Source organism: Streptomyces sp. NPDC058758 (genome assembly GCF_042746075.1).
GTDB lineage: Bacteria > Actinomycetota > Actinomycetes > Streptomycetales > Streptomycetaceae > Streptomyces.
Genome location: NZ_JBHYPS010000071.1, coordinates 1 through 20960, shown reverse-complemented (window position 1 = coordinate 20960; position 20960 = coordinate 1). Strand labels below are relative to the sequence as shown.

19 protein-coding genes are annotated in these 20960 nt (G+C 72.1%); 4 read left to right on the top strand and 15 right to left on the bottom strand.

Features of this window, described 5'->3' with window-relative positions; all coding sequences use genetic code 11:
- Positions 1–178: 178 nt before the first annotated feature.
- From ACFW6A_RS38270 to ACFW6A_RS38200, 15 genes are all read right to left on the bottom strand, one after another.
- Positions 179–370, bottom strand: coding sequence for a DUF6052 family protein (locus ACFW6A_RS38270; protein WP_384883212.1), 192 nt, complete (start codon positions 368–370; stop codon positions 179–181).
- Positions 339–1649, bottom strand: coding sequence for a phenylacetate--CoA ligase family protein (locus ACFW6A_RS38265; protein ID WP_386476718.1), 1311 nt, complete (start codon positions 1647–1649; stop codon positions 339–341). The genes ACFW6A_RS38270 and ACFW6A_RS38265 overlap by 32 nt, the downstream gene beginning before the upstream one ends.
- Positions 1650–1722: 73 nt before the next feature.
- Complete coding sequence (locus ACFW6A_RS38260) at positions 1723–2739, bottom strand: NAD(P)-dependent alcohol dehydrogenase (protein WP_386646487.1); 1017 nt, start codon at positions 2737–2739, stop codon at positions 1723–1725.
- Positions 2736–3392 carry an aminodeoxychorismate/anthranilate synthase component II gene (locus ACFW6A_RS38255; protein ID WP_242484177.1) on the bottom strand — a complete coding sequence of 219 codons (657 nt, stop codon included), beginning with the start codon at positions 3390–3392 and terminating at the stop codon, positions 2736–2738. The genes ACFW6A_RS38260 and ACFW6A_RS38255 overlap by 4 nt, the downstream gene beginning before the upstream one ends.
- A complete protein-coding gene (locus tag ACFW6A_RS38250; protein WP_386476711.1) occupies positions 3389–4864 on the bottom strand; it encodes an anthranilate synthase component I family protein in 1476 nt (491 codons plus the stop codon). The genes ACFW6A_RS38255 and ACFW6A_RS38250 overlap by 4 nt, the downstream gene beginning before the upstream one ends.
- Before the next feature lie 16 nt (positions 4865–4880).
- On the bottom strand, positions 4881–6314 hold the full coding sequence (locus tag ACFW6A_RS38245) for a phenylacetate--CoA ligase family protein (RefSeq protein WP_386476708.1): 1434 nt from the start codon (positions 6312–6314) through the stop codon (positions 4881–4883).
- Entirely contained in the window at positions 6311–6979 is a 669-nt protein-coding gene (locus ACFW6A_RS38240; RefSeq protein WP_386476705.1) for a flavodoxin family protein, read from the bottom strand. Before ACFW6A_RS38240 ends, ACFW6A_RS38245 begins: the two co-directional genes overlap by 4 nt.
- A 255-nt stretch (positions 6980–7234) precedes the next feature.
- Positions 7235–8848 (bottom strand): MFS transporter, encoded by a 1614-nt coding sequence (locus ACFW6A_RS38235; protein WP_386646485.1) that lies wholly within the window; start codon positions 8846–8848, stop codon positions 7235–7237.
- 29 nt (positions 8849–8877) lie between these two features.
- A complete protein-coding gene (locus ACFW6A_RS38230; RefSeq protein ID WP_386476699.1) occupies positions 8878–9993 on the bottom strand; it encodes a serine hydrolase domain-containing protein in 1116 nt (371 codons plus the stop codon).
- A 5-nt stretch (positions 9994–9998) separates the two neighbouring features.
- Positions 9999–11423: an FAD-binding protein gene (locus ACFW6A_RS38225; protein ID WP_386646483.1), complete on the bottom strand. Its 1425-nt coding sequence runs from the start codon at positions 11421–11423 to the stop codon at positions 9999–10001.
- Positions 11420–12685 (bottom strand): acyl-CoA dehydrogenase family protein, encoded by a 1266-nt coding sequence (locus ACFW6A_RS38220; RefSeq protein ID WP_386476693.1) that lies wholly within the window; start codon positions 12683–12685, stop codon positions 11420–11422. The genes ACFW6A_RS38225 and ACFW6A_RS38220 overlap by 4 nt, the downstream gene beginning before the upstream one ends.
- Positions 12686–12709: 24 nt before the next feature.
- Positions 12710–14056 carry an FAD-binding oxidoreductase gene (locus ACFW6A_RS38215; RefSeq protein WP_386476690.1) on the bottom strand — a complete coding sequence of 449 codons (1347 nt, stop codon included), beginning with the start codon at positions 14054–14056 and terminating at the stop codon, positions 12710–12712.
- A gap of 58 nt (positions 14057–14114) precedes the next feature.
- The gene (locus tag ACFW6A_RS38210) at positions 14115–14897 is read right to left on the bottom strand and encodes an SDR family oxidoreductase (protein WP_386476687.1); all 783 of its coding nucleotides are present in this window, start codon (positions 14895–14897) and stop codon (positions 14115–14117) included.
- A 43-nt stretch (positions 14898–14940) separates the two neighbouring features.
- On the bottom strand, positions 14941–15657 hold the full coding sequence (locus ACFW6A_RS38205) for a DUF2306 domain-containing protein (RefSeq protein ID WP_200428858.1): 717 nt from the start codon (positions 15655–15657) through the stop codon (positions 14941–14943).
- Positions 15658–15698: 41 nt separating this feature from the next.
- A complete protein-coding gene (locus tag ACFW6A_RS38200; protein ID WP_386476684.1) occupies positions 15699–17060 on the bottom strand; it encodes an extracellular solute-binding protein in 1362 nt (453 codons plus the stop codon).
- A gap of 168 nt (positions 17061–17228) precedes the next feature.
- Here ACFW6A_RS38200 and ACFW6A_RS38195 point away from each other — a divergent pair, with 168 nt between their 5' ends.
- From ACFW6A_RS38195 to ACFW6A_RS38180, 4 genes are read left to right on the top strand one after another with little or no spacing between them, the layout of a single operon-like run.
- Positions 17229–18782 (top strand): 4-hydroxyphenylacetate 3-hydroxylase family protein, encoded by a 1554-nt coding sequence (locus tag ACFW6A_RS38195; RefSeq protein ID WP_386646481.1) that lies wholly within the window; start codon positions 17229–17231, stop codon positions 18780–18782.
- Positions 18783–18795: 13 nt separating this feature from the next.
- A complete protein-coding gene (locus ACFW6A_RS38190; RefSeq protein WP_386476682.1) occupies positions 18796–19050 on the top strand; it encodes a phosphopantetheine-binding protein in 255 nt (84 codons plus the stop codon).
- Entirely contained in the window at positions 19047–20450 is a 1404-nt protein-coding gene (locus tag ACFW6A_RS38185; protein WP_386646479.1) for a condensation domain-containing protein, read from the top strand. The genes ACFW6A_RS38190 and ACFW6A_RS38185 overlap by 4 nt, the downstream gene beginning before the upstream one ends.
- 6 nt (positions 20451–20456) lie before the next feature.
- Positions 20457–20816 carry a YciI family protein gene (locus ACFW6A_RS38180; RefSeq protein ID WP_200428854.1) on the top strand — a complete coding sequence of 120 codons (360 nt, stop codon included), beginning with the start codon at positions 20457–20459 and terminating at the stop codon, positions 20814–20816.
- Positions 20817–20960: the final 144 nt, after the last annotated feature.

Here is a 20960-nt window from a genome sequence, read left to right as displayed (position 1 = left end):
GTGGGGGTTGGCTGGGGGGGGCCGCCCGTGGTCGCTTTGGCGCGGGTGGTGGTTTGGTGCATGTCTCCGTGCCCCCCCCCCCCCCCGGCGGCGCCCCCCCCCCCCCCCGGGGGGGGGGGGGCCCCGCCCCACGGCGCAGCGGGGCAGGACGATCCCGGCAAGGGTCTCGCCGCGGACCTCAGACCGTGGAGAAGTAGTCGAACTCCACGCCCTGGCCGTCGAGGGCCGTGCGCAGCTCGGCCAGGGCCATGGTCACCGCGGCGCCCACCGCGGGCACCCGACAGTCGGCCGACAGCTCCTTCAGGGTCGTGTAGGCGCCGAGCAGCTGCGCCTCCTGCTCAGGGCTGAGAAACGAGTGCGCGTTCGTCACGGAGCCTCGCCGCCTTCCATTCCTGCCGGGGCAGAGTGCCCTCGGGGGCCAGCTCCACCTCGGGCCGTATCCCGATCTCCCGCTTGAACTCCTCGGCGATGCGCCGGGCCAGCGTGGTCACGTCGCCGCCCGGCACCTGTCGCGGCTCCACCCGGACGAAAACGGTGTCCAGGCCGCGCACCGAGCTGATGGACGTCGAGAACTCGCTGACCTCGTCGAAGCCGCGGACCACGTCCTCGATCATCACCGGAGTGACCGACACCCCGCGGATCTTGCGCATGTCGTCGACCCGCCGGATGATCCCGCCGTCGTAGAAGTCCCAGGTCCTGCCGCAGCCGCAGGCGGAGGCGGGCCGCTTGACGACCACGTCCTCGGTCCAGTGCCGGAACAGCTGCATGCCCTCGCGGGACAGCCCGGTGGTGACCCGCACCCCCTCCTCGCCGTAGCCGACCGGCAGCTTGGTCTCGGGGTGCAGCACCTCCTCGATCGTCGAGGGCTCGATGATGTGGCAGGCGCCCCGGCGCGAGGGGCACTCGAACATGAAGACGCCGCCGAACTCGGTGGTGCCCGCGGCGTTGAAGACGCGAGCCCCGAAAGCCTCCTCGATGGTGCGCGTGGTGAACTTCGACCGGGGCTCGGCGCCCGCCAGAATGATCTTGACGTTCGCCTCCTTCGCCAGGTCGATGCCCATCTCGCGGGCCGTCTCGATCAGGCGCATCGCATAGCTCGGGGTGAGCCCGACGACCTCGATGCCGTAGTCCACGAGGAGCTTGATCCGCGTCCGCGAGTCCAGGCCGCCGGCGGGGACGACCGTGCAGCCCATCCGCTCCAGGCCGTAGTGCATCCCCCAGAAGCCCATGAACAGGCCGTATCCGAAGGCGACCATGCCCTTGTGATGCGGGCGCACGCCCATCGCGTACAGCGCCGTGCAGAAGGTGTCCGTCGACCAGGTCCAGTCGCCCGCCGTGTCGATGGTGCGTACCGGCGGATTGCCGCTGGTGCCGCTGGTCTGGTGGTGACGGATGCCGCGTGCGGGGTCGATCGACGGCCAGGTGCCGTACGGCGGCGCCTGCTGCTCGGCGGCGAGCAGGTCCCCCTTGTGCAGCAGGGGTACGCGCCGGGCGTAGTCCTCCATCGAGGTGATGTCGCCGGGCAGCCGGTCACGCCAGAAGGGCGAGTGGGCGCGGGCGTGGTGGAGCGCCCGTTGTAGCCTGCGCCACTGCCATGCCTCGAGCTCGTGGCGCGGCATGGTCTCTGCCTTGGGGTTCCAGTACTCCACTTCGCCTCCGTCGCCGGTGTGGTCCCCCCGGATCCTCGTCGGCGCGCACCCGCCGCCGCATCTCCTGGCGTGCTCACCGGGGGCGGCCGGGCGGGTCGGCGGTGATCACCACCTTGCCGATGTGGCCGGCGGCCTCGAGGTACCGGAACGCGGCCCCGGCCTCCGAGAAGGGGAACCCCCGGTCGATCACCGGCCGGATGCGCTGTTGTTCCAGGGCGCGGTTCATGGACCGGAACATCTCCGCGCTGCCGACCTGGACGCCCTGCACGCGCAGCACCTTGCGCAGCAGGGGAACAGGGCTGATCCCGGACCCGCCGCCGAGCACGCCGATGACGCTGATCCGGCCGCCGACCCGGGCCGCCGTGATCGACTGGCGCATGGTGCCCGCCCCGCCGACCTCGACGACGTGGTCGACGCCGCCGTCGCACAGTCCGGCCGCGCGCAGGCCCCATTCGGGCTCCCGGACGCGGTCGATCACCTCGGCCGCCCCCAGCTCGCGCAGCCGCTCCAGCTTGGCCGGGCTGCCGGAGGTCGAGATCACCCGCGCGCCGCCCGCCGCGGCGAACTGCAGCGCGAACACCGACACGCCGCCGCTGCCCAGGGTGAGCACCGTCTGGCCGGGGTGCAGCCCGCCGACCTCCACGACCGCCTGCCACGCGGTGAGCGCGGCGCACGGCAGGGTGGCGGCCTCGGCGAAGTCGAGATGGGCGGGGACGGCGACGACCGCCTCCTCGTCGAAGACCACGTACTCGGCGAGGACCCCGTCGACGGACCCGCCGAGCGCCCGGTCGACCCGGGGGCGCCCCGAGCGCCAGTCGGGCAGGAACAGTCCGGCGACCGCGTCCCCGGGCCGCCAGGCTGTGACCTCCGATCCCGTCTCGACGACCTCGCCCGCTCCGTCCGACAGCGGTACGAGGCCAGGCACGAGGTCACGGCTGTAGCGTCCGTACGCGATCAGCAGGTCACGGTGGTTGAGGGACCAGGCCCGCATGCGGACCAGCACCTCGCGCGGGCCGGGCCTGGGAACCTCGCACGTCTCTTCGCGCAGTGAGGCCGGGCCGTCGAAGCCGGTGAGCCGGTAGCGCCTCACGCGGCGACGCCGCGGTCCTGCCAGGACGGGAACGCCGCGGTCGCGCGCACAAAGTTGTGGATCATGCGCATGCCGCCCTCCGTCCGGATGGACTCCGGGTGGAACTGCACCGACTCCACCGGCAGCGTCCGGTGCCGGAGCCCCATGACGTACCCGTCGTCGACGGAGGTCGCACTCACCTCCAGGACCGGCGGAAGGGTGTCCTCGACCACCACGAGCGAGTGGTAGCGGGTGGCACGGAAACCCTCGGGCATGTCCTCGAAGAGGCCGCGGCCGTCGTGGTCGACCCGGCTGGTCTTGCCGTGCATCAGGTGCTCCGCAGGGATCACGGACGCCCCGTAGGCCCGCCCGATCGCCTGGTGGCCGAGACAGACGCCCAGGATGGGCAGCCGGCCCGCGAAGGCGCGCACCAGTTCCACGTGCCCGCTGATGTCCGGGTGGCCCGGACCCGGACCGAGCAGCAGCGCGTCGGGCCGAAGCTCCGCCACCTGCTGCTCGCTCATGGTGTGGGAGCGCACCATGACCGGATCGGCCCCGGCGGACATCAGGTACTGCCGCAGGATGTCGACGAAGCTGTCGAAGGCGTCCACGACGAGGACCCGGGGCCCGGGGCCCGGCCGCCCGACGCCGCTGTTCAGGGCGGTCACGCTCACAGCAGTCCCTTTCCGGTCACCGCCCAGTAGGCGGCGCTCATCTTCGCTAGCGTCTCGGTCCATTCGCGCTCCGGAACGGAGTCGGCGACCACCCCGGCGGAGGCCCGCGTGCGGTAGACGCCGTCCTCGTGGAACAGGGTGCGAATGCACAGGGCGAGGTTGGTGTAGCCGCCGATGTCGATCACGCCGATCGCTCCCGCGTACAGCCCCCGGCGGCTTCGCTCGATCTGCTCGATGATCTCCATGGCCCGGATCTTCGGCGTCCCGGTCATCGTGCCCGCCGGGAACAGCGCGGCGATGATGTCGTAGGTGTCCCGGTCCGGCTCGGCCTCGCCCACCACCGTCGAGACGAGGTGCAGCACATGGGAGTAGCGCTCGACGATCAGCTCGTCGGGCACCTCCAGGGTGTCCGCGCGGCAGATCCGGCCGATGTCGTTGCGGCACAGGTCCACCAGCATGATGTGTTCGGCGACCTCCTTCTCGTCCGCCAGCATCCGGGCACCCGCCGCCTCGTCGTCGCCGTCGCGGGGGACGGTGCCGGCGATCGGACGCATGGTGACGGTGCCGTCCTCGACCCGGACGAACAGCTCGGGGCTCGCGCCGAGCACGGTCTGCCCCCGGACGTGTGCCAGGTACATGTACGGAGAGGCGTTGTGCGTGCGCATCCGCTGGTAGACGTCGATCGGATCGACGGCGCTGCGGATGGTCAGCTCGTGGCCGAGTTGCACCTGGTAGATGTCGCCGACGGCGATGTGCTTCAGCGCCCGCTCGACGTCCCGGCGGTATGCGTCGGGATCGGTGTCGTCGGAGGTGGCCGAGGCCGGCACGGGGCCCGCGGGGGGCACCGGGTGGTCCTCCTCGGCCCGCGCGAGCAGCGTCGTCACCTCGGCCGGGTCGAAAGCCCGCCAGTGGTCGGACTCGTGCAGGAGGAGCTCCCCCTCGCCGCTGTCGAGGTCGATGACCACACAGCCCTGGTGCAGCACCAGGTGGACGTCGGGCAGCGGGGGACGCTCGTCGATGATGTACGGCAGGTCTTCGATGTAGCGGACGGTGTCGTAGCCGAAGTAGCCGAGGAAGCCGAAGCGGAACCGGTTCGGCGAGCCCTCCGCGTCGAACAGCGCGTGCAGTTCCCGCAGGACCCGCCACAGGTCGCGCCGGGCGCGCAGCCGCAGGCCGCCGTCCGTCTCGTCGAGCAGCGGCGCGATCCGCCGCAGCAGCGCCTCGCGCAGCGACGGTTCGCCGTCCACGCTGACGATGCTGTCCGTGACGGACAGCGAGAGCAGCTCGCCGAAGCCGACGAACTGGTACTTGCGGTCGCGGTCCGGTCCCGCGGCCGACTCGAGCAGGTAGACCTGCTCCTCGCCGAAGCGGTGGGCGAGCGCCTGGTGCACCGGGAGCGTCGGGTACGACGGCAGGACCTCACGGCGAGTGGTCACCCGGATCGCGGCGGGCTCCGGCCTGGGGTCGGGCATGGTGGGTCCTCTCCGCTCAGGTGGTGATTGCGTATCGGTGAGCGACCTGACGCGCCACCAGCACCGACGTGTCCAGCGGGCTCCGGCCGTCCAGCACGCGCGCCGCCTTCCAGCTGACGAAGGAGCCGGTGTGGGTCACCGGGTCCAGTTCGTCTTCCACGACGACCGTCGCGTCGAGCCCGGTCAGTGCGCGCAGCCGGGCGGCGACGCCGGCGGTGGTGCCGTCCCGGTCGGGGTGGCCGGGCAGCAGGTCGAGCCGTACGGTGACGCGGTCGCCGCCCGCCTCGTCACGGTCTATGACGACCTGGTAGCCGAGGCAGCCGGAGACCGTGTCCAGGACCGCGGTCTCGAGTTCGGCGGGCTGGAGCGCGGTGTGGCCGAGCCGGATGCGGTCGGCGGCCCGGCCGACGACCTCGACGACGTCGCCGGGCAGCGGGGCGCCGGGCGGCGCCTCTGTGATCCGGACCAGGTCGCCGGTGCGGTAGCGGATCAGCGGTTTGATGCCGTCGACCAGCATCGTCAGCACGAGCTCGCCCTCGCCCCGGGTGCCGAGGAACTCGCCGGTGTCCGGGTCGACCAGCTCGAAGAGGTAGTTGGGCTGCGACAGGTGGAGCTGACCGGTGTCGGCGCCGGTCGCGATGCACAGCGACTCCTGGGAGCCGTACAGCGTCGGCCGGACCTGGGCGTGCGGCCACACCGTGGCGACGTTGGCGGCGAACTCGGGGGTACAGATCTCGCCGAGCACGAGGAACAGCTTCACGGGCAGCCGGGCCAGGTCGTAGCCGTAGTGCAGGGCGGCCTTGGCGAGGCTCAGGCAGAGCGCGGGGGCACAGACGATCACCTCGACGCCGAGGTCCTCGATCAGGCGCAGCGCCTTCTGGAAGCCGACGCGCGGGGACTCCGGCCAGATCTTGACGTGACAGGCACCCAGGGCGGCGGTCACCGAGGTGAACACGTCTCCGAAGGCGTACAGCTCCGAGGGGCCCATCAGGCCGACGACGGGCATCCGGTCGCCGAAGTGCGCGCGCAGCACGCGCCGCCAGGACTCCTCCACGGCCGCGTTGCTGGTCGCGATGTCCCGGGCGCCGCGCGGGCAGGGCGTGGACGGCCCCGTGGTACCGGTCGTCTCGTAGAAGACGGCGGCATCGGTCGGACTGCCGGAGAGCACGTCGTACATCTCGCGGCGCAGGTCGTCCTTGGTCGTGAAGGGGAGTTCGGCGAGTGTCGCCGGGGTGACCCGGTCGATGTCCACGCCGGCGAGGTGACGGCGGTAGAACGGCGAGCGCGAGGTGACGTGCCGCAGGACGGCGGTCAGCCGCTCGGTCCGCCAGAGCTCCCTGTTCTCGTCGGTCAGGGTGCCGTCGTGGAAGGCGCGCAGCACCGGCTCGTACGTCTCCCAGAAAGCGGGCAGGCCCGGGTCACCGGCGGAGAGCGGGGCGGTGGCACTCATCCGGCGTCCACCAGCTCGTTCAGCGGCAGGCCGACCCGCTCGTTGCGGTCGCCGCCGGCCAGCGCGTCACGACCGGTCAGCTCGCGGTGCTCACGCAGCAGCCCGATCATGTCGGACATGCGCTCGACGAGGCGCTCGACGTTGCGCAGCCCCTCCTCGTCCTTCGCGGCGTCGCCGCGGTGCAGCGCGTGCACGGTGGCCGGGAAGCCGCTGCCGACCAGGATCATGCGGTTGAGCAGGGCGTTGACGGTCAGCTGGGCCCACACCTCGCCCGCGCTGTAGCGGCGGGCGACGGAGATGATGCCCGCGACCTTGTTGCTGAGCGGACGGTCGAAGCGCAGATAGCCGACGCCGGCCCGCTCGATGAAGGTCTGCATGAGGCTCGCCGTGCCGAAGCCGTGCACCGGGGCGGCGAAGACGATGCCGTCGGCCTCGATCATCCTGCGCACCACGGAGGGGATGTCGTCGCCCACGGCGCAGGCGATCGTGCGATCGTTGCAGTCGCCGCAGGGGCCGCACCGCTCCATCCGGATGTTCCGCAGGTCGACGACCTCGAACTCGACGCCGAGGGTGCGCGCGTGCGCCGCCGCGTGCCGGAGCACGTCCGCGGTGTTGCCGTCCCGCTCGGAGCCGTTGATGGCGAGGATCTTCGGTGCTGCGGTCATGGTGATGCCTCCTAGAATCGGGCGGCGGTGGCGGGGTGGGCAGCGCCGGACGCTGCCCGGCATCTCGGCGGCACGCGCGTCTTCGGTCGTGACGGGCGCACCGGACCGGTCGTCGGAATCGTCGCGGCTGGGGACAGACCGCGCATCTCCTTGCGTGCTTGTTTGGAACCGCGCCCACAAGGGAGTTGACGTACCGTCAGTGAGCATGCCGGAGGGGCGCGACGCACTCGGCGCCGCGCCCCTCGGGTGTCGTTCTCAGACCCCGGTGCGCTCCGCGGCGGCCTCGGCCGTGGTCTCCGCCTCTGCCGGCTCCGTCGTTCCGGGCCCCTCCGCGGGGCTCTTCTCCCGGAGCTTGAAGGCGACGGCGACCGCCACGGCGGCCACCGCGGCGGACGCGACCCAGCTGACCGTGTGCAGCGAGCTGGTGAAGGCGTCGCGGGACGCCGTCACCAGGTCCTGGGCGGCGCCGCCGGACAGCTCGCGGGCGGCGGCGGTGCCGCCGGCCACGGTCTCCTGGGCGGCCTCGGCCAGCGGGTCGGGCAGCGAGGCCGGAACCTGCCCGGCCATCCCGTCCCGGTAGAACGCGGCGCCGAGGGTGCCGAGGAAGGCGAGACCGAGCGTCGAGCCCAGCACATTGCTGCTCTCGGACAACGAAGCCGCGGCGCCCGCCTTCTCCACCGGAACGGCGCCCACCACGAGCCCGGTGCCGAGCGCGAACAACGGGCCGACGCCGAAGGCGACGAGCGCGATGCAGACGACGACCCCGACGACCGAGCCGTCGCCCCCGACCTGGGTGAGACCGAGCAGCGCGAGGAAGGAGACGCACAGCCCGCCCACCATCGCGGTCAGCGGCTTCATCCAGCGCATGAACAGGGGGGCGAGCAGCACACCCGCGGCGATGCCACCGCCCGTGGGGGCCTGCCAGAGCCCCGCCGCGGTCGGGCTCAGCTCCGCCACGGTCACGATGTACTGGCTGGTGAGGAACGACGTGCCGGCGAAGGCGCCGGAGGCCACGGCCATGCCCGCGAGCGCGAAGGAGAAGGCCGGCCTGCCGAACAGCCTCAGGTCCACGAGCGGGTCGGCGAGCGTGCGCTGGCGGCGCAGGAACACCGCACCCGCGCCGAGCCCGACGGCCAGCGACAGCAGTGCCGTCGGGGCCGAGCTGTGTGCGCCCCCAGCGGCGAGCTCCTTGACGCCGTAGATCACCGGGAGGATCGCGAACAGCGACAGCGCCACGCTGATCAGGTCGAGCGGGCCGCTCGACCTGCCCGTGCGGTACTCGGGGAGCAGCAGCGGTCCGGCCACCAGCAGCACCACCATCACGGGGACGCCGAGGAGGAAGACCGACCCCCACCAGAAGTGGTCCAGCATCAGCCCACCGACCAGCGGGCCGACGGCAGCGCCGCCGAACTGGCAGGTCGCCCAGAGCGAGATCGCGAGGCCGCGCTCCCGGTCGTTCCTGAACATGTTGCTGATCAGCGCGAGAGTGGAGGGGTTGAGCGTGGCGCCGGCGATGCCCAGCAGGGCACGGGCCGCGATCAGCATGCCGGGACTGCTCGCGTAGGCGGCGAGCAGGGACGCCACGCCGAACGAGGCGGCACCGATCAGCAGCAGCTTGCGCCGCCCGATCCGGTCACCCAGGTTTCCCATGGTGATGAGGAACCCTGCGAGCATGAACCCGTAGATGTCCGTGATCCACAGCTGCTCGGTGCCGCTGGTGCCCAGGTCATCGCTGAGCTGGGGCAGCGCGAGGAACAGGACGCCGATGTCGAGTGCGATCAGCAGGGTCGGCAGGGCCAGGACGCCGAGGCCGATCCACTCGCGGCGTCCCGCCTTCGCCCCGGCGACGGCCTGGGCTGCGTTCGTCATGACGGATACCTCTCTGTCGACGGGACCGTTCAGGCTCCGGCGACGGCCTGGGTGACGATCTCGCTGACGCGCTCGAAGGCGCTCGCCTCGGTCGGGTTGAAGCGGTTCTTGGTGAGGGCGAAGGTGACCTTGGTCCGGGTGTCGGCGTAGGCGCCGCTGCCGCCCATGCCCTGAGCGCCGAAGACGTTCAGGGACTGCTGCGGGTCGCCGCCCGGGCGGCCGAGGAAGTAGCCGAGGCCCTTCGGGGACGGCGCGAACACGACCTGGTCGAGGTCGGCAACGGCCACCGCGCTGATCTGCTCCAGGCGCTCCTGCGAGACGAGGCGGACCCCGTCCACCTCGCCCAGCAGAGCCGCGTACATCTTGGCGACACCGCGGGCGGTCATCGTGCCGCCGGCCGGAATGTCGGAGGCGAGGATGTCGGAGCGGTTGCCGTAGGAGGCACTGGGCATGATGGCCGGCGGCGCCGCCTTCAGCAGCGGGAAGTCCTCCGGCATGTCACCGAAGGCCGCGGGGTCGATCGGCGCGTCCTCCAGACGGGCCAGCAGGCCCTGCTCGTCCTGCGGGACACCGAGGTAGAGCTCCTTCGCGATGCCGAGCGGGGCGGAGACCTCCTCGAGCAGCACCTGCGAGATCGGCTTGCCGGTCGCCCGGCGGACGATCTCGCCGAGCAGGTAGCCGAAGGTGACCGCGTGGTAGCCGGTCTGCGTGCCCGGCTCCCACCAGGGCTCGGCGGACGCGACGATGGACGTCATCTTGTCCCAGTCGGTCAGGTCGTCCGGAGTGATGTCGCCCGGCAGACCCGGCACGCCCGCCGAGTGGGTCAGGGCGTGTCCGACCGTCGCGTTCTCCTTGCCGTGCACGCCGAACTCGGGCCACAGCTCGACGATGCGGGTGTCGTAGTCGAAGAGGCCCTTCTCGACCAGCGTGTGCACGACGGTGGCCGTGACGCCCTTGCCGGTGGAGGCGCTCCAGAACGGGGTGTCGGAGGTGACCGGACGGCCGGTCTCCGGGTCGGCGACACCGGAGACGGCGTCGACGACGAGCTCGCCGTCCACGTATACGGCCGCCTGCAGGCCGGTCTCGGAGCCCGACTCGGTCAGCTCGTCCAGCACGGTCTGCACGTGCTTCTGAAGGTCGCTCATGTCTCTCATTCCTCGTGTGCGTGGTGCGGGGTGGGGGGAAGGCCCGTCAGGGAAAGGCCGGACGTGCCGGTCATGGCGTCGGGCCGGAACAGCCCGTCCGGGTCGTACGCCAGCCGGACACGATCCACGGCGGCGATGTCCGCCTCGTCCAGATGCCCCTGCGGCTGGTCCGGGCTCTCCACGAACCCGGGTGCGGTGCGACCGGTGTCCCAGGGGGCGAGCGCGGCGCGCAGGCTCGCGCAGCGCTCCCGGATCGCCCGCGCCGGACGCAGGCCGGGGAGGCCCGCGGCCATCACCGCGTAGGCGGCCGGCAGATGGTCGAGGACGCCGCCGCGCGGATCCGGTTCGGCCAGCGCGCCTCCCAGCTGCCGCAGTTCGGCAGCGACCAGCGGAGAGGCCGAGTCGGGTCCGACGGCGTGGAGCAGGGCTTCGGCCCCTTTCCCGCGCAGGTCGCCGACGAGCAGGTGGTCGCCGAGCACCTCCACCGGACCCGGCGGGTCCTGGTGGGCCTGCGCGACCGCCGGGGTGGCACCCGGCGCCCAGCTGTCCTCCAGCGGGGCGGCGACGGCCCGCAGCGGCCCCAGCAGGTCGTCGGCCTGGCGTCCTGCGGTCGCCAGATCACCCTCGGTCGGGGCGAGCACCGCGCCGGCCACGCACACCACGGGCCCCGAGCGCAGTTCGACCGGGATCTCGGGCACCGGCGGCAGGTTCATGATCCGCAGCGAGGTGGACACCTCGCGCGGAGCGTCGGCGGCCCACTCGAGCCACCGTTCGAGCAGCCGCCCGGCGTGGCGGCCGGCCCAGAAGGCCGCTCCGGTGACCACACCGGCGGCCGGGAACAGTTCCAGCTCCACGCCGGTGACCACACCGAGTCCGCCACCGCCGCCGCGCAGCGCCCACAGCAGCTCCGGCTCGTGGTCGGCGTCGACCCTGCGTACCTCGCCGTCGGCGGTCACGACCTCGACGGCCGTCACCCCGTTGGCCGCGATGCCGGTCCTGCGGCCGTACAGGCTCACCCCACCGCGCAGCAGATAGCCGACGGCGCCGACGGTCGGCGACGTGCCGTGCGCGGCGGCCAGGCCGTGCCCGGCAGCCGCTGCCACCACGTCGGCCCAGCGGGTGCCGGCCGGGATCCAGGCGGTGCGGCGCGCGGGGTCGACCCTGACCCCGCCGCCGAGTTCGGTACGGATCAGCAGCTGGCCGTCCATCGGCCGGGCCGCCCCGGCGGAGTGGCCGGTGGTGTGCACCCGGACCGGCAGGCCGGCGGTGCGTCCGTACCGTACGGCCGCGCGTACCTCGGCGACCGTACGGGCGGTCAGTGCCGCCGCGGGGCGGGCCGGCGCGGCCTCGTTGAAGACGGCCGCGGCACGCGCGTACTCCGGCTCGCCGGGCAGCGCGGGCCGGATGCGCGTGTCGGCGGCGGCGGTCACGAGTGGGAGCCTTCGGCGACGCCGAAGCGGACCTTGGCGTACTCGCGGGTGGCGACGCTCTGCAGCAGAACACCGATCCCGGCGTGACTGTGCTGGGTCGACATGTCGCGCCAGATCCGTTCGATGCGTTCGCCGGAGCGCACCGCGCTCGACCCGGCGGTCGGGAACAGATGCCGCTCCACCGCGCCCCACGCGAGCTTCAGCACCTCACGGCAGATGGTGGCGAGCCGCAGGTCCTCCTCACGGGTGAAGTCCTCCGGCGGCCTGGCGCACAGCTCCTCCCACCGGCGCACGGCGTGCAGCAGCGCCGCCTCGGCGGTCGCGATCATGCCCGCGGCGTGTCCGTACCAGTACTGGTAGTCGGGGTCCTCGGCGCGCGAGGTGCCGGTGAAGATGGTGGTGCGCGAGCGCATCAGCTCCTCGTAGGCGTCCAGCGCGCCCTGCGCCATGCCCACCGCCACGGCGGCCGACTCCAGCAGCATGAAGCTCAGCGGGCCGCCGCCGTACTGCCCGTTGCCGTGCAGCGCCCGGCCGGGCGTGCCGGCGCTGACGTCGACCTCGCTCAGGTGGGTGGCCTCGATCGCGTAGTGCGCCGGGACCCGTCCGCCGTGGAAGGAGACGCTGTGCGAGCCACTGCCCTTCAGGCCGAGCTGGCGGCCCCAGTCGTCGAGCATCGTCCACTCGGAGCGCGGGGCGACGAACAGCAGCAGCTTCGGCTCCGCGCCCTCGCCGGACTCCTCGTCCTCGATGACGGTGTGCCCGATGAAGTGCGTGGCGTAGGGGGCACCGGAGCAGTAGGGGAAGGTGCCGTCGATGATCCAGCCGCCGTCGGGGGCACGCCGCGCGGTGCCGGCCGGGGTGATGGTCGCCGGACTGATGAAGTCTCCGTCGGCGAACAGCTCGGCCTGCGTGCGCTCCTCGAACAGCGAGGCGACGGCGAGGGAGTGTGCCGCGCCCAGGCAGTACATCCAGCCCGTCGACGGGCAGCCCCGGGACAGGGCCATCGTGACCTTGAGGAAGGTCTCGGCGCCGAACTCGTACCCGCCGTACCTGCGGGGCACCAGGATCCGGTAGAGACCGGCCCGCGCGAACTCTTCATGGGTGTCGGCCGCGTAGTAGGTGCGCTGCTCGGTCTCCGCCTGCCGGGCCACGAGGCCGGCCGCGAGCCGCTCGGCGCGGCGCACCACCTCCTCGGGGGTGAGGTCCGGCTCCGGCGGCGCGACGCCGACGCCCGCGACGTCCGTGGCGACAAGGGTGGTCATGGGGGTGTCCTTCCCGTGGTGAGGTCAGGCCCGGCCGCGCGGAGCGACGTTGGCGTTGCGGGAGAACACGTTCTCCGGGTCGTAGGCGTCCTTGACCGCCCGCAGCCGCTCGTACGTCTCCGGCGGGTAGACGGCGGCCAGGTCGTCGGCGTCCAGCTCGCTGAGGAAGCCGCTGTAGGCGCCCTCGGTGAACGGGGCGAGCGCCGACCAGAACGCGGACAGCTCCGGCAGGGCGGCCTCGTTGTCGGCGCGCGGGCCGAGCTTGGCCGTGTTCACCAGGACCTCCGCGTCGCGGTGGCCGAACGCGGTGGCGTCGGCCGGCACCCGGCCCAGCGCACCGCCGAGGCTGCGCAGTTCCACGAAGAGGTTGTCGAAGGCGGCCGCACCGGTGAGCAGGGTGTCGACCAGCTCGTCGGAGCACTCGCGCGCGAAGCGGTTGCGCACCATCGGCTCCCAGTCCGGCGGGAGCTCGCCCGCCTGGTCGAGCACCTCCGGGTAGGCGACCAGGTTGATGTCCTTGCTCTCCACCGTGCCCAGTTCGAGCAGCGGGGCGATGGCCGCGCCCGCGGCGGCGCCGTCGTCGCCCGCGTAGCAGACCAGGATGTTCACCGGCGCCGGGTCACCGCCGAACGACGGGAACAGCTGTACGTGCGAGGTCAGCTCCTCGGGCGCCTCGCGCAGCGCGCGGGCCCAGCCCTTCACCACCGAGGCCGCCTCGGCGGCGGGGTAGACGATGGACCCGAAGTGCACCTTCGGCAGCCGCTTGGCGGCCACCTCGAAGGAGGTCACCACACCGAAGTTGCCGCCGCCGCCGCGCAGCCCCCAGAACAGGTCGGCGTGCTCGTCGGCGGAGGCGCGCAGGACCCGGCCGTCCGCGGTGACGACCTCGGCCGCCACCAGGTTGTCGATCGCGAGACCGGTGGAACGCACCGTCCAGCCGATGCCGCCGCCGACCAGCAGGCCGCCCACGCCCACCTGGTCGGTGTCGCCGGAGGAGAAGGACAGGCCGTGCTCCGTCAGCACCCGCGCCACCTGACCCCACTGCGCGCCGGGGCCGATGCGGACCAGGCCGCGCTCGGCGTCGAGGACCTCCACGCCGTTCAGCGGCGAGACGTCGACGACCAGGCCGCCGACGTCGGTGCTCAGGCCCGCGTTGCTGTGGCCGCCGCTGCGCACCGAGACGCGCAGGCCCTGCTCGCGCGCGAACGCGAGGGCCAGGCGCACGTCCTCGGAGCCCTGACAGCGGACGACGACGTCCGGGCGTCCCTTGTGGACGAAGATGTCCTTCACGTCGTCGTAGGCCGCGTCGCCCGGCAGGACGACCTCGCCGGTGACGGACTCGGCCAGGGCGGTCGCCGCAGCGCTGTTCATGGGGTCTCCCGTGGTGGTTCGAGGTGGGCGTGGTCGCGTCCCGGCCGGGACGACCGGGTCAGTGGTGGAACTCGCCGCCGTTGACGTCCAGGCACTGTCCGGTGACGGCCCGGGACAGGTCGGACAGCAGGAACAGGACGCTGTCGGCGATCTCCTGCGGCTCGGGCAGCCTGCGCAGGTCGAGTCCGGCCGCGACCTCGTCGTACACCTGCTGCTCGGGGACCCCGCGCTCGCCGGCGAGGTGGGCGAAGTAGCCCTGGAGGGCCGGCGCCCAGATGTACCCGGGAGCGACCGTGTTGACGCGGACGCCCTGCGGGCCGAGTTCGCTCGACAGGCTCTGGGCGAGCGCCAGCAGGCTCGCCTTCGCCATCTTGTACGTGCCGAAGAGCGGCTTGGAGTGCCGGATCGCAACCGAGTTGATCATGACGACGGAGCCCTTGGCCTCGGCGAGCGCCGGGGCGAACAGCCGGGTCAGCCGCAGCGCCGCGTACACGTTGGTCTCGAAGCCGGAGCGGATGTCGTCGATCGCCACGTCGGCGAGCGGTGCCATCGGGGGCACCGCGAAGGCGTTGTTGACCAGCCCGTCCACCCGGCCGAAGGTGTCCGCGGCCGCCTTGACCAGCGCCTCGACGGCGGCCTCGTCGGTGATGTCGGTCGGTACGGCGAGAGCGCGGCGGCCGGTCTCCTCGACGGCCGCGGCGGCCTCCTCCAGCACGGAGGCGGTTCGCGCCGCGAGCACGACGTCGGCGCCCGCCCGCGCGGCACCCAGCGCCAGCGCCCGGCCGAGGCCGGGACCGACACCGGACACCACCACGACCTTGTTCTTCAGCAGTTCGCTCACTTCGATTCCTGTTCCTTCGGTCCCTCGGGTCGCCGGCGGGCGCTCAGACGATTTCCTTCAGCGGACGGTCGGCGGTGCGGTTCAGCCACCACTGGACGAGGAAGAGGTTGATGACCCAGCCGAGCCACGGCGCGGTGCCGGCGACCTGCCCCCAGATCGTCTGGTTCTGCACGCCGAGGCTCATCAGCAGGACGACGAAGACCCGACCCCACACGATGTTGATGGCGAAGGCGAAGCTGTAGAGCATCCACATCCGGTGCGCCTGGACGCGCCCCTGCACCGCGCGGGTGAAGCCCATGCCGGTGGTGAACAGCCACAGCACGCCGCCGAGGGTGGTGCCGACCGAGGGGCCCATCGACAGCGGGGTGATGAAGAAGGCGAGCAGCGCGGAGGGCAGGACGCCCGCGAACACGTAGGCCCGGCCTATCAGCCGGTGCGCGGCGGGGTGGCGGCGGCGCAGCCACGGCCACAGCTGCAGCACGACCGTCACCAGCGCGATCGTGCCGGTGGCGATGTGGGCGACCAGCATCGGATAGTGCTGCGGGGCGTCGGGCCGGATGGGGATGAGCGAGGCCTTCGGATCCAGGCCCAGGTACGGCGGCCACACGAAGCTGAGGAACGCGAACACCACGACGCCGAGCGGCAGCACCCACGGGCGCCGCCACCACACCGGGGCGGCGGACCGCCTGGTCGCGGGGCGCGGCTCCACCACGTCCGGAGCCGGTCTCGTACGGGGAGCCGTGTCCAGGTTCTGCGCCACTGTGTTTCCTCCAGAGAAAGGTCCTGTGCGGGCCGGGTTGATCAGCCGACCCGGAAGCGGTGCGGCCCGCGCTGCCCGGGCACCAGGCCGAGGCAGTGGGCGTTGTGGTCGTCGAGGAGGCGCTGAGCCTCGGACCTGGCGACGGCGAACCGCTCGGAGGGGTCGGCGCCCGCCGTGAGCACGTCGTGCATCGCCGCGGTCAGCGTGTCCTGGATCCCCACGAAGTCGCCGACCAGTGCGCCGTTCGCGGCGGTCGCCCGCTCGCCCGCGGCGAGCTGGTCGAGGGCGACCCGGTGGTGGGGGTTCGCCTCGAACCAGCCCTCCTCCTCCAGGAGGGCCCGGGCGGACTCGGTGACGGGGATGAAGCCGCTCGTCTTGTGGCGTTCGGCGGCGTTGCGCGGGGTCAGGAAGGTCAGGAGGAAGGCGAGCGCGGCGTCACGGGCGGCGGGTTCGAGCCCGGACGTGAGCCACAGCGAGTCGCCCCCGATGACGTTGCCCGCGTAGGGCGCCTCGGCGCTGTACGGCATGGGCGCCGCCACGACCTCGAAGCTCCCGTCACGGCCCGCCTGCACCATCCGGTCGGCCTCCACGGAGGTGCTGAGCACGAACGCGACCCGCTGCTCGGCGAACGCGCGGTAGTTGCGTTCCCACGCCGGGTAGGTGTCCTCGCCGGCCGACCTCAGGCCGGAGTAGAGGTAGTGGCCGTCCGCGTGCAGCCCCTGCCACCAGCGGGCGAAGCGCAGCACCGCGGGCGAGTCGGCCTCGACGGCGGTGGCGCGCCCGGTCCGCCCGTTGCCGGGAGTGGCGAGCAGGGCGCCCTGCTGGGCGACGGCCTGCTGGAACAACCAGCCGTGGTTGGGCCAGGTCACTCGGTGCGAGGGTCCGCCGTCCAGGCGCGCCACCGCCTCGCATGCGGCGGTCAGCTCCTCCCAGGTGCGGGGCACGGAGCGCACGCCGGCGGCTTCCAGCACGGTGGTGTTCGCGTACAGCAGGGTCGTCGACGTCAGCGGCGGGAGGGCGAAGAGCCCCTCGCCGTCGAAGGTGTAGTAGTCGCGTGCGGCCGGCACCAGGTCGTCGAGGCGCACCGGCACACCGAGGATCTTGTCGCGGCCGCCGATGGCCCGCTCCACGGAGGTGAACAGCGGCGAGCCGTCGGCCGCGAGCAGGTCGCGGGAGAGCTGCGTCGAGGTGTAGAAGCTCTGCACGATGGCCGGCGGACGCCCCTCGCGGGCGGCGCGGGCCACCTCTTCGGGGAGCTTCAGGTGGTCGACCCCGCGGACCTCGACCCGCACCCCGGGGTGGGTCCGCTCGAACTCCTCGGCCAGTTCCCTGGTCTCGCTCAGAAACAGCGGCACGACCGGGTAGTCGTTGAGCCAGACGTCGAGAACGACCTGGTCGGGCATGGGGTTCGGCCTCCGCTCGGGGGAACTGCGAAAGACAGTCGGCGCTCATTCTTCGCGAGCGGAACGAGCCCTGCATCTTCTGCCGTGCTCTCAAGGCGGCAATCTGGGATAAGGCCCCGGAGGGGCCGCGGTGCCAGACTCGCTGCCCTGGGCGAGGAGAGGAACACCATGGCTGAAGAGCGCCGCAGGACACGCCCGTTCACCGGCGATGAGTACGTGGAGAGCCTGCGCGACGGCCGCGAGGTCTACATCTACGGGGACAAGGTCAAGGACGTCACGACGCATCCGGCCTTCCACAACCCGATCCGGATGACCGCCCGCCTCTACGACGCGCTGCACGACCCGAAGCGCCAGCCGGTCCTCACCGCCCCCACCGACACCGGAAGCGACGGCTACACGCACCGCTTCTTCACCACGCCCCGCTCGGTCGACGACCTCGTCGCCGACCAGAAGGCGATCGCCGAGTGGTCCCGTCTCAGCTACGGCTGGATGGGCCGCAGCCCCGACTACAAGGCGTCGTTCCTCGGCACGCTCGGGGCGAACGCGGACTTCTACGGCCCGTTCGCGGACAACGCACGGCGCTGGTACCGGGAGTCGCAGGAGAAGGTCCTCTACTGGAACCACGCGATCGTCCACCCGCCGGTCGACCGCAACCTCCCCCCGGACCAGGTCAAGGACGTGTTCGTGCACGTCGAGAAGGAGACCGACGCCGGTCTGGTGGTCAGCGGCGCCAAGGTGGTGGCGACGGGCTCGGCGCTCACCCACTACAACTTCATCGCCCACTACGGGCTGCCGGTCAAGGAGCGTGAGTTCGCGCTGGTCGCGACCGTTCCGATGGACGAGCCCGGGCTCAAGCTGATCTGCCGCCCGTCCTACTCCGCCACGGCCGCCCTGGCCGGCACCCCCTTCGACTACCCGCTGAGCTCGCGCCTCGACGAGAACGACACGATCCTCGTCATGGACAAGGTGCTCATCCCCTGGGAGAACGTCTTCATCTACGGGGACCTGGGCAAGGTCCAGATGTTCACCGCCAAGTCCGGTTTCCCCGAGCGGTTCACCTTCCACGGCTGCACCCGCCTCGCGGTGAAGCTGGAGTTCCTCGCCGGGCTCCTCGCCAAGGCCCTGGAGGTCACCGGCACCAGTGAGTTCCGCGGCGTGCAGAGCCGCCTCGGCGAGGTGCTCGCCTGGCGCAACCTGTTCTGGGGGCTCTCCGACGCCGCCGCACGCAACCCCGTGGAGTGGAAGAACGGCGCCCTGCTGCCCAACCCCGAGTACGGCATGGCCTACCGCTGGTTCATGCAGATCGGCTATCCGCGCATCAAGGAGATCGTCCAGCAGGATGTCGCGAGCGGCCTGATCTACGTCAATTCCAGCGCCGACGACTTCGCCAACCCCGAGATCCGCCCCTACCTCGACAAGTACGTGCGCGGCTCGGGCGGCACGGACGCCGAGGGGCGCATCAAGGTCATGAAGCTGCTGTGGGACGCGGTGGGCACCGAATTCGGCGGCCGCCACGAGCTGTACGAGCGCAATTACGCGGGCAGCCACGAGAACACCCGCGTGGAGCTGCTCTTCTCCCAGACCATCAGCGGCCAACTGGACCAGTACAAGAGTTTCGTCGACGATTGCATGAGCGAGTACGACCTGGACGGCTGGACCGTCCCGGACCTCTCCTCCTTCGACGAGCTCAGGAAGACCAGGAACGAAGCGTTCCGTGACTGAGGAGAACACACCCGTGACGAACAGTGTCGTGGAGACCGCCACCCGCGTCTGGACGGACATCCTGCGTCCGGCCGCGGGCCAGGAGAACCGCACCTTCTTCGCCCTCGGCGGCCAGTCGGTCTCCGCCGTACGGATCGTGGCCCGGGTCGAGTCGGACCTCGGCGTCGAGCTCGACATCCGCGTCCTGTTCGAGGACCCGGACCTGGCCGCGTTCCAGCAGGCCGTCGTCGAGGCCGTCGAAGCGGCGGCGGAGAGCAGGGCCGCGTGACCGTCGCCGACCTCGCGCCGGCCGAAGGGTTCCCGCTCGCGGTCCAGCAGGAGTTCCTGTGCCTGTGGGACAAGGGCGACGACATGGGACCGTTCGGCCCCCGCTTCCACATCGTCGACGGCTGGCGGGTGAGCGGCCGCATCGACACCGCGCTGCTGCAGGCCGCCCTCGACGACGTCGTCGTCCGGCACGAGGCGCTGCGCACCACCGTCGTCCGGGACGCCGAGCCGCGTCACCAGCGGATCCTCGCCCCCGCGCCCGTGCCGCTGGAGGTCCGGGAGCTGCCCGCGACCGACCCGGCCGACGAGGAGGCCCGCCACCTCGCCGGCGAGGAGCTGCTCAACGAGCTCGCCGCCGACACCATCGGCGTCCGCCGCATGCCGCTGCTGCGCGCGGTTCTCGGCCGCTTCGACGACGAGGACGCCGTCCTCGCACTGATCGCCCACCACACCGCCGTCGACGCCTGGTCGATGCAGGTCATCCTGCGCGACCTCGCCGTTCTCTACGCCCGGCACGCCGGAGCCGACCTGCCGCCGCTCGCCCCCGCGCCGCAGTACCGCGAGTACGCGCACTGGCAGCGCTCCGACGAGGCCCGCGAGGCCGAGCGGTCCGCCCGTGCCTTCTGGCGGACCAGGCTCGACGGCGCCCGCGTCCTCGCGCTGCCCACCGACCGCACCCGCAGCGAGGCACCGGAGTTCTCCACCGCCTGGCACCGGTTCGGCTGGGGCACCCGGCTGCGCGAGCAGGTGACGACGCTGGCCGCGGGCACCCGCAGCTCGACCTTCATCGTGCTGCTCGCCGCCTTCAACGTCTTCCTCAACCGGCAGACCGGTGACACCGACGTCGTGGTGCCCACCTTCACACCGGGCCGTACCCAGGCCCGCTTCCAGGACGCCGTCGGCTCCTTCTTCAACTTCCTGCCGCTGCGCACCGACCTGACCGACTGCGTCACCTTCCACGACGTGCTCGCCCGTACGCGCGAGAGCTGCCTGGACGCCTACACCCGGGAGATCCCCCTGGCGCACGTTCTGGACGAGGCGCCCGAGCTCATGGCCCGAGTCGGCGTCGACGGCCTGGCGTCGTGCGTGTTCCAGGTCATCCAGACCCCGTTCACGATGGCGGGGGAGCGGATCGGACCGCTCGCCTACCAGGCCGTGCGCCGCAAGGTGCTCTCGCAGAGCGTCGGCTCGGACATCCCCGACGGCACCCTGCTCTGCCTGGAGATCTCCCCGACCGGAGAGCTCATCGGCGAGCTCGGTTTCAGCAGCAACCTCTACGACGAGGACACGGTCCGGCGCCTGGTCGCCGACTTCCGCGACGTCCTGAGCGAGCTGGTGGCCGACCCCGGCGCCCCGCTGCCGGCCCCCACCGATTTCCCCTCAGCCCAGAACCAGGAGTGACGACAGGTGAAGTTCCTGCTCATCATGCACATGAACCCCGTCCTGTGGGACAAGCTCTCCGAAGAGGAGCAGCAGGAGGTGTTCGACGGCCACGACCGCTTCCAGGAGATCATCCGCGGCAGCGGTGAGATGGTCGGCACCAAGGCCCTCGACGCCCCCGTGAACACCGCCACCGTCACCGTCAGGGACGGCGCGGTGCAGTCCGTCGAAGGACCGTATGTGCCGGGCGAATCGTTCCTGTGCGGCTACTACGTCGTCGACGTCGCCTCCAAGGAGCGTGCCGTCGAACTCGCGGCGCTCATCCCCGACGCGAAGCTGACCGCCGTGGAGGTCCGCGAGGTCGTCCACGACGACGGCGCCGAGTAACTCCCGCCGGAGACGACGAGGGGGGGGGGCCCCCCCGCCGGGGGGGCCCCCGGGGGGGGGGGGGGGGCCGGGGGCGGGGCCGGGTAAAGCGCCGGCCCCGGGCCCGGGAGCAGGTGGAGAACCGACGGCGGGACGACCCCGAGC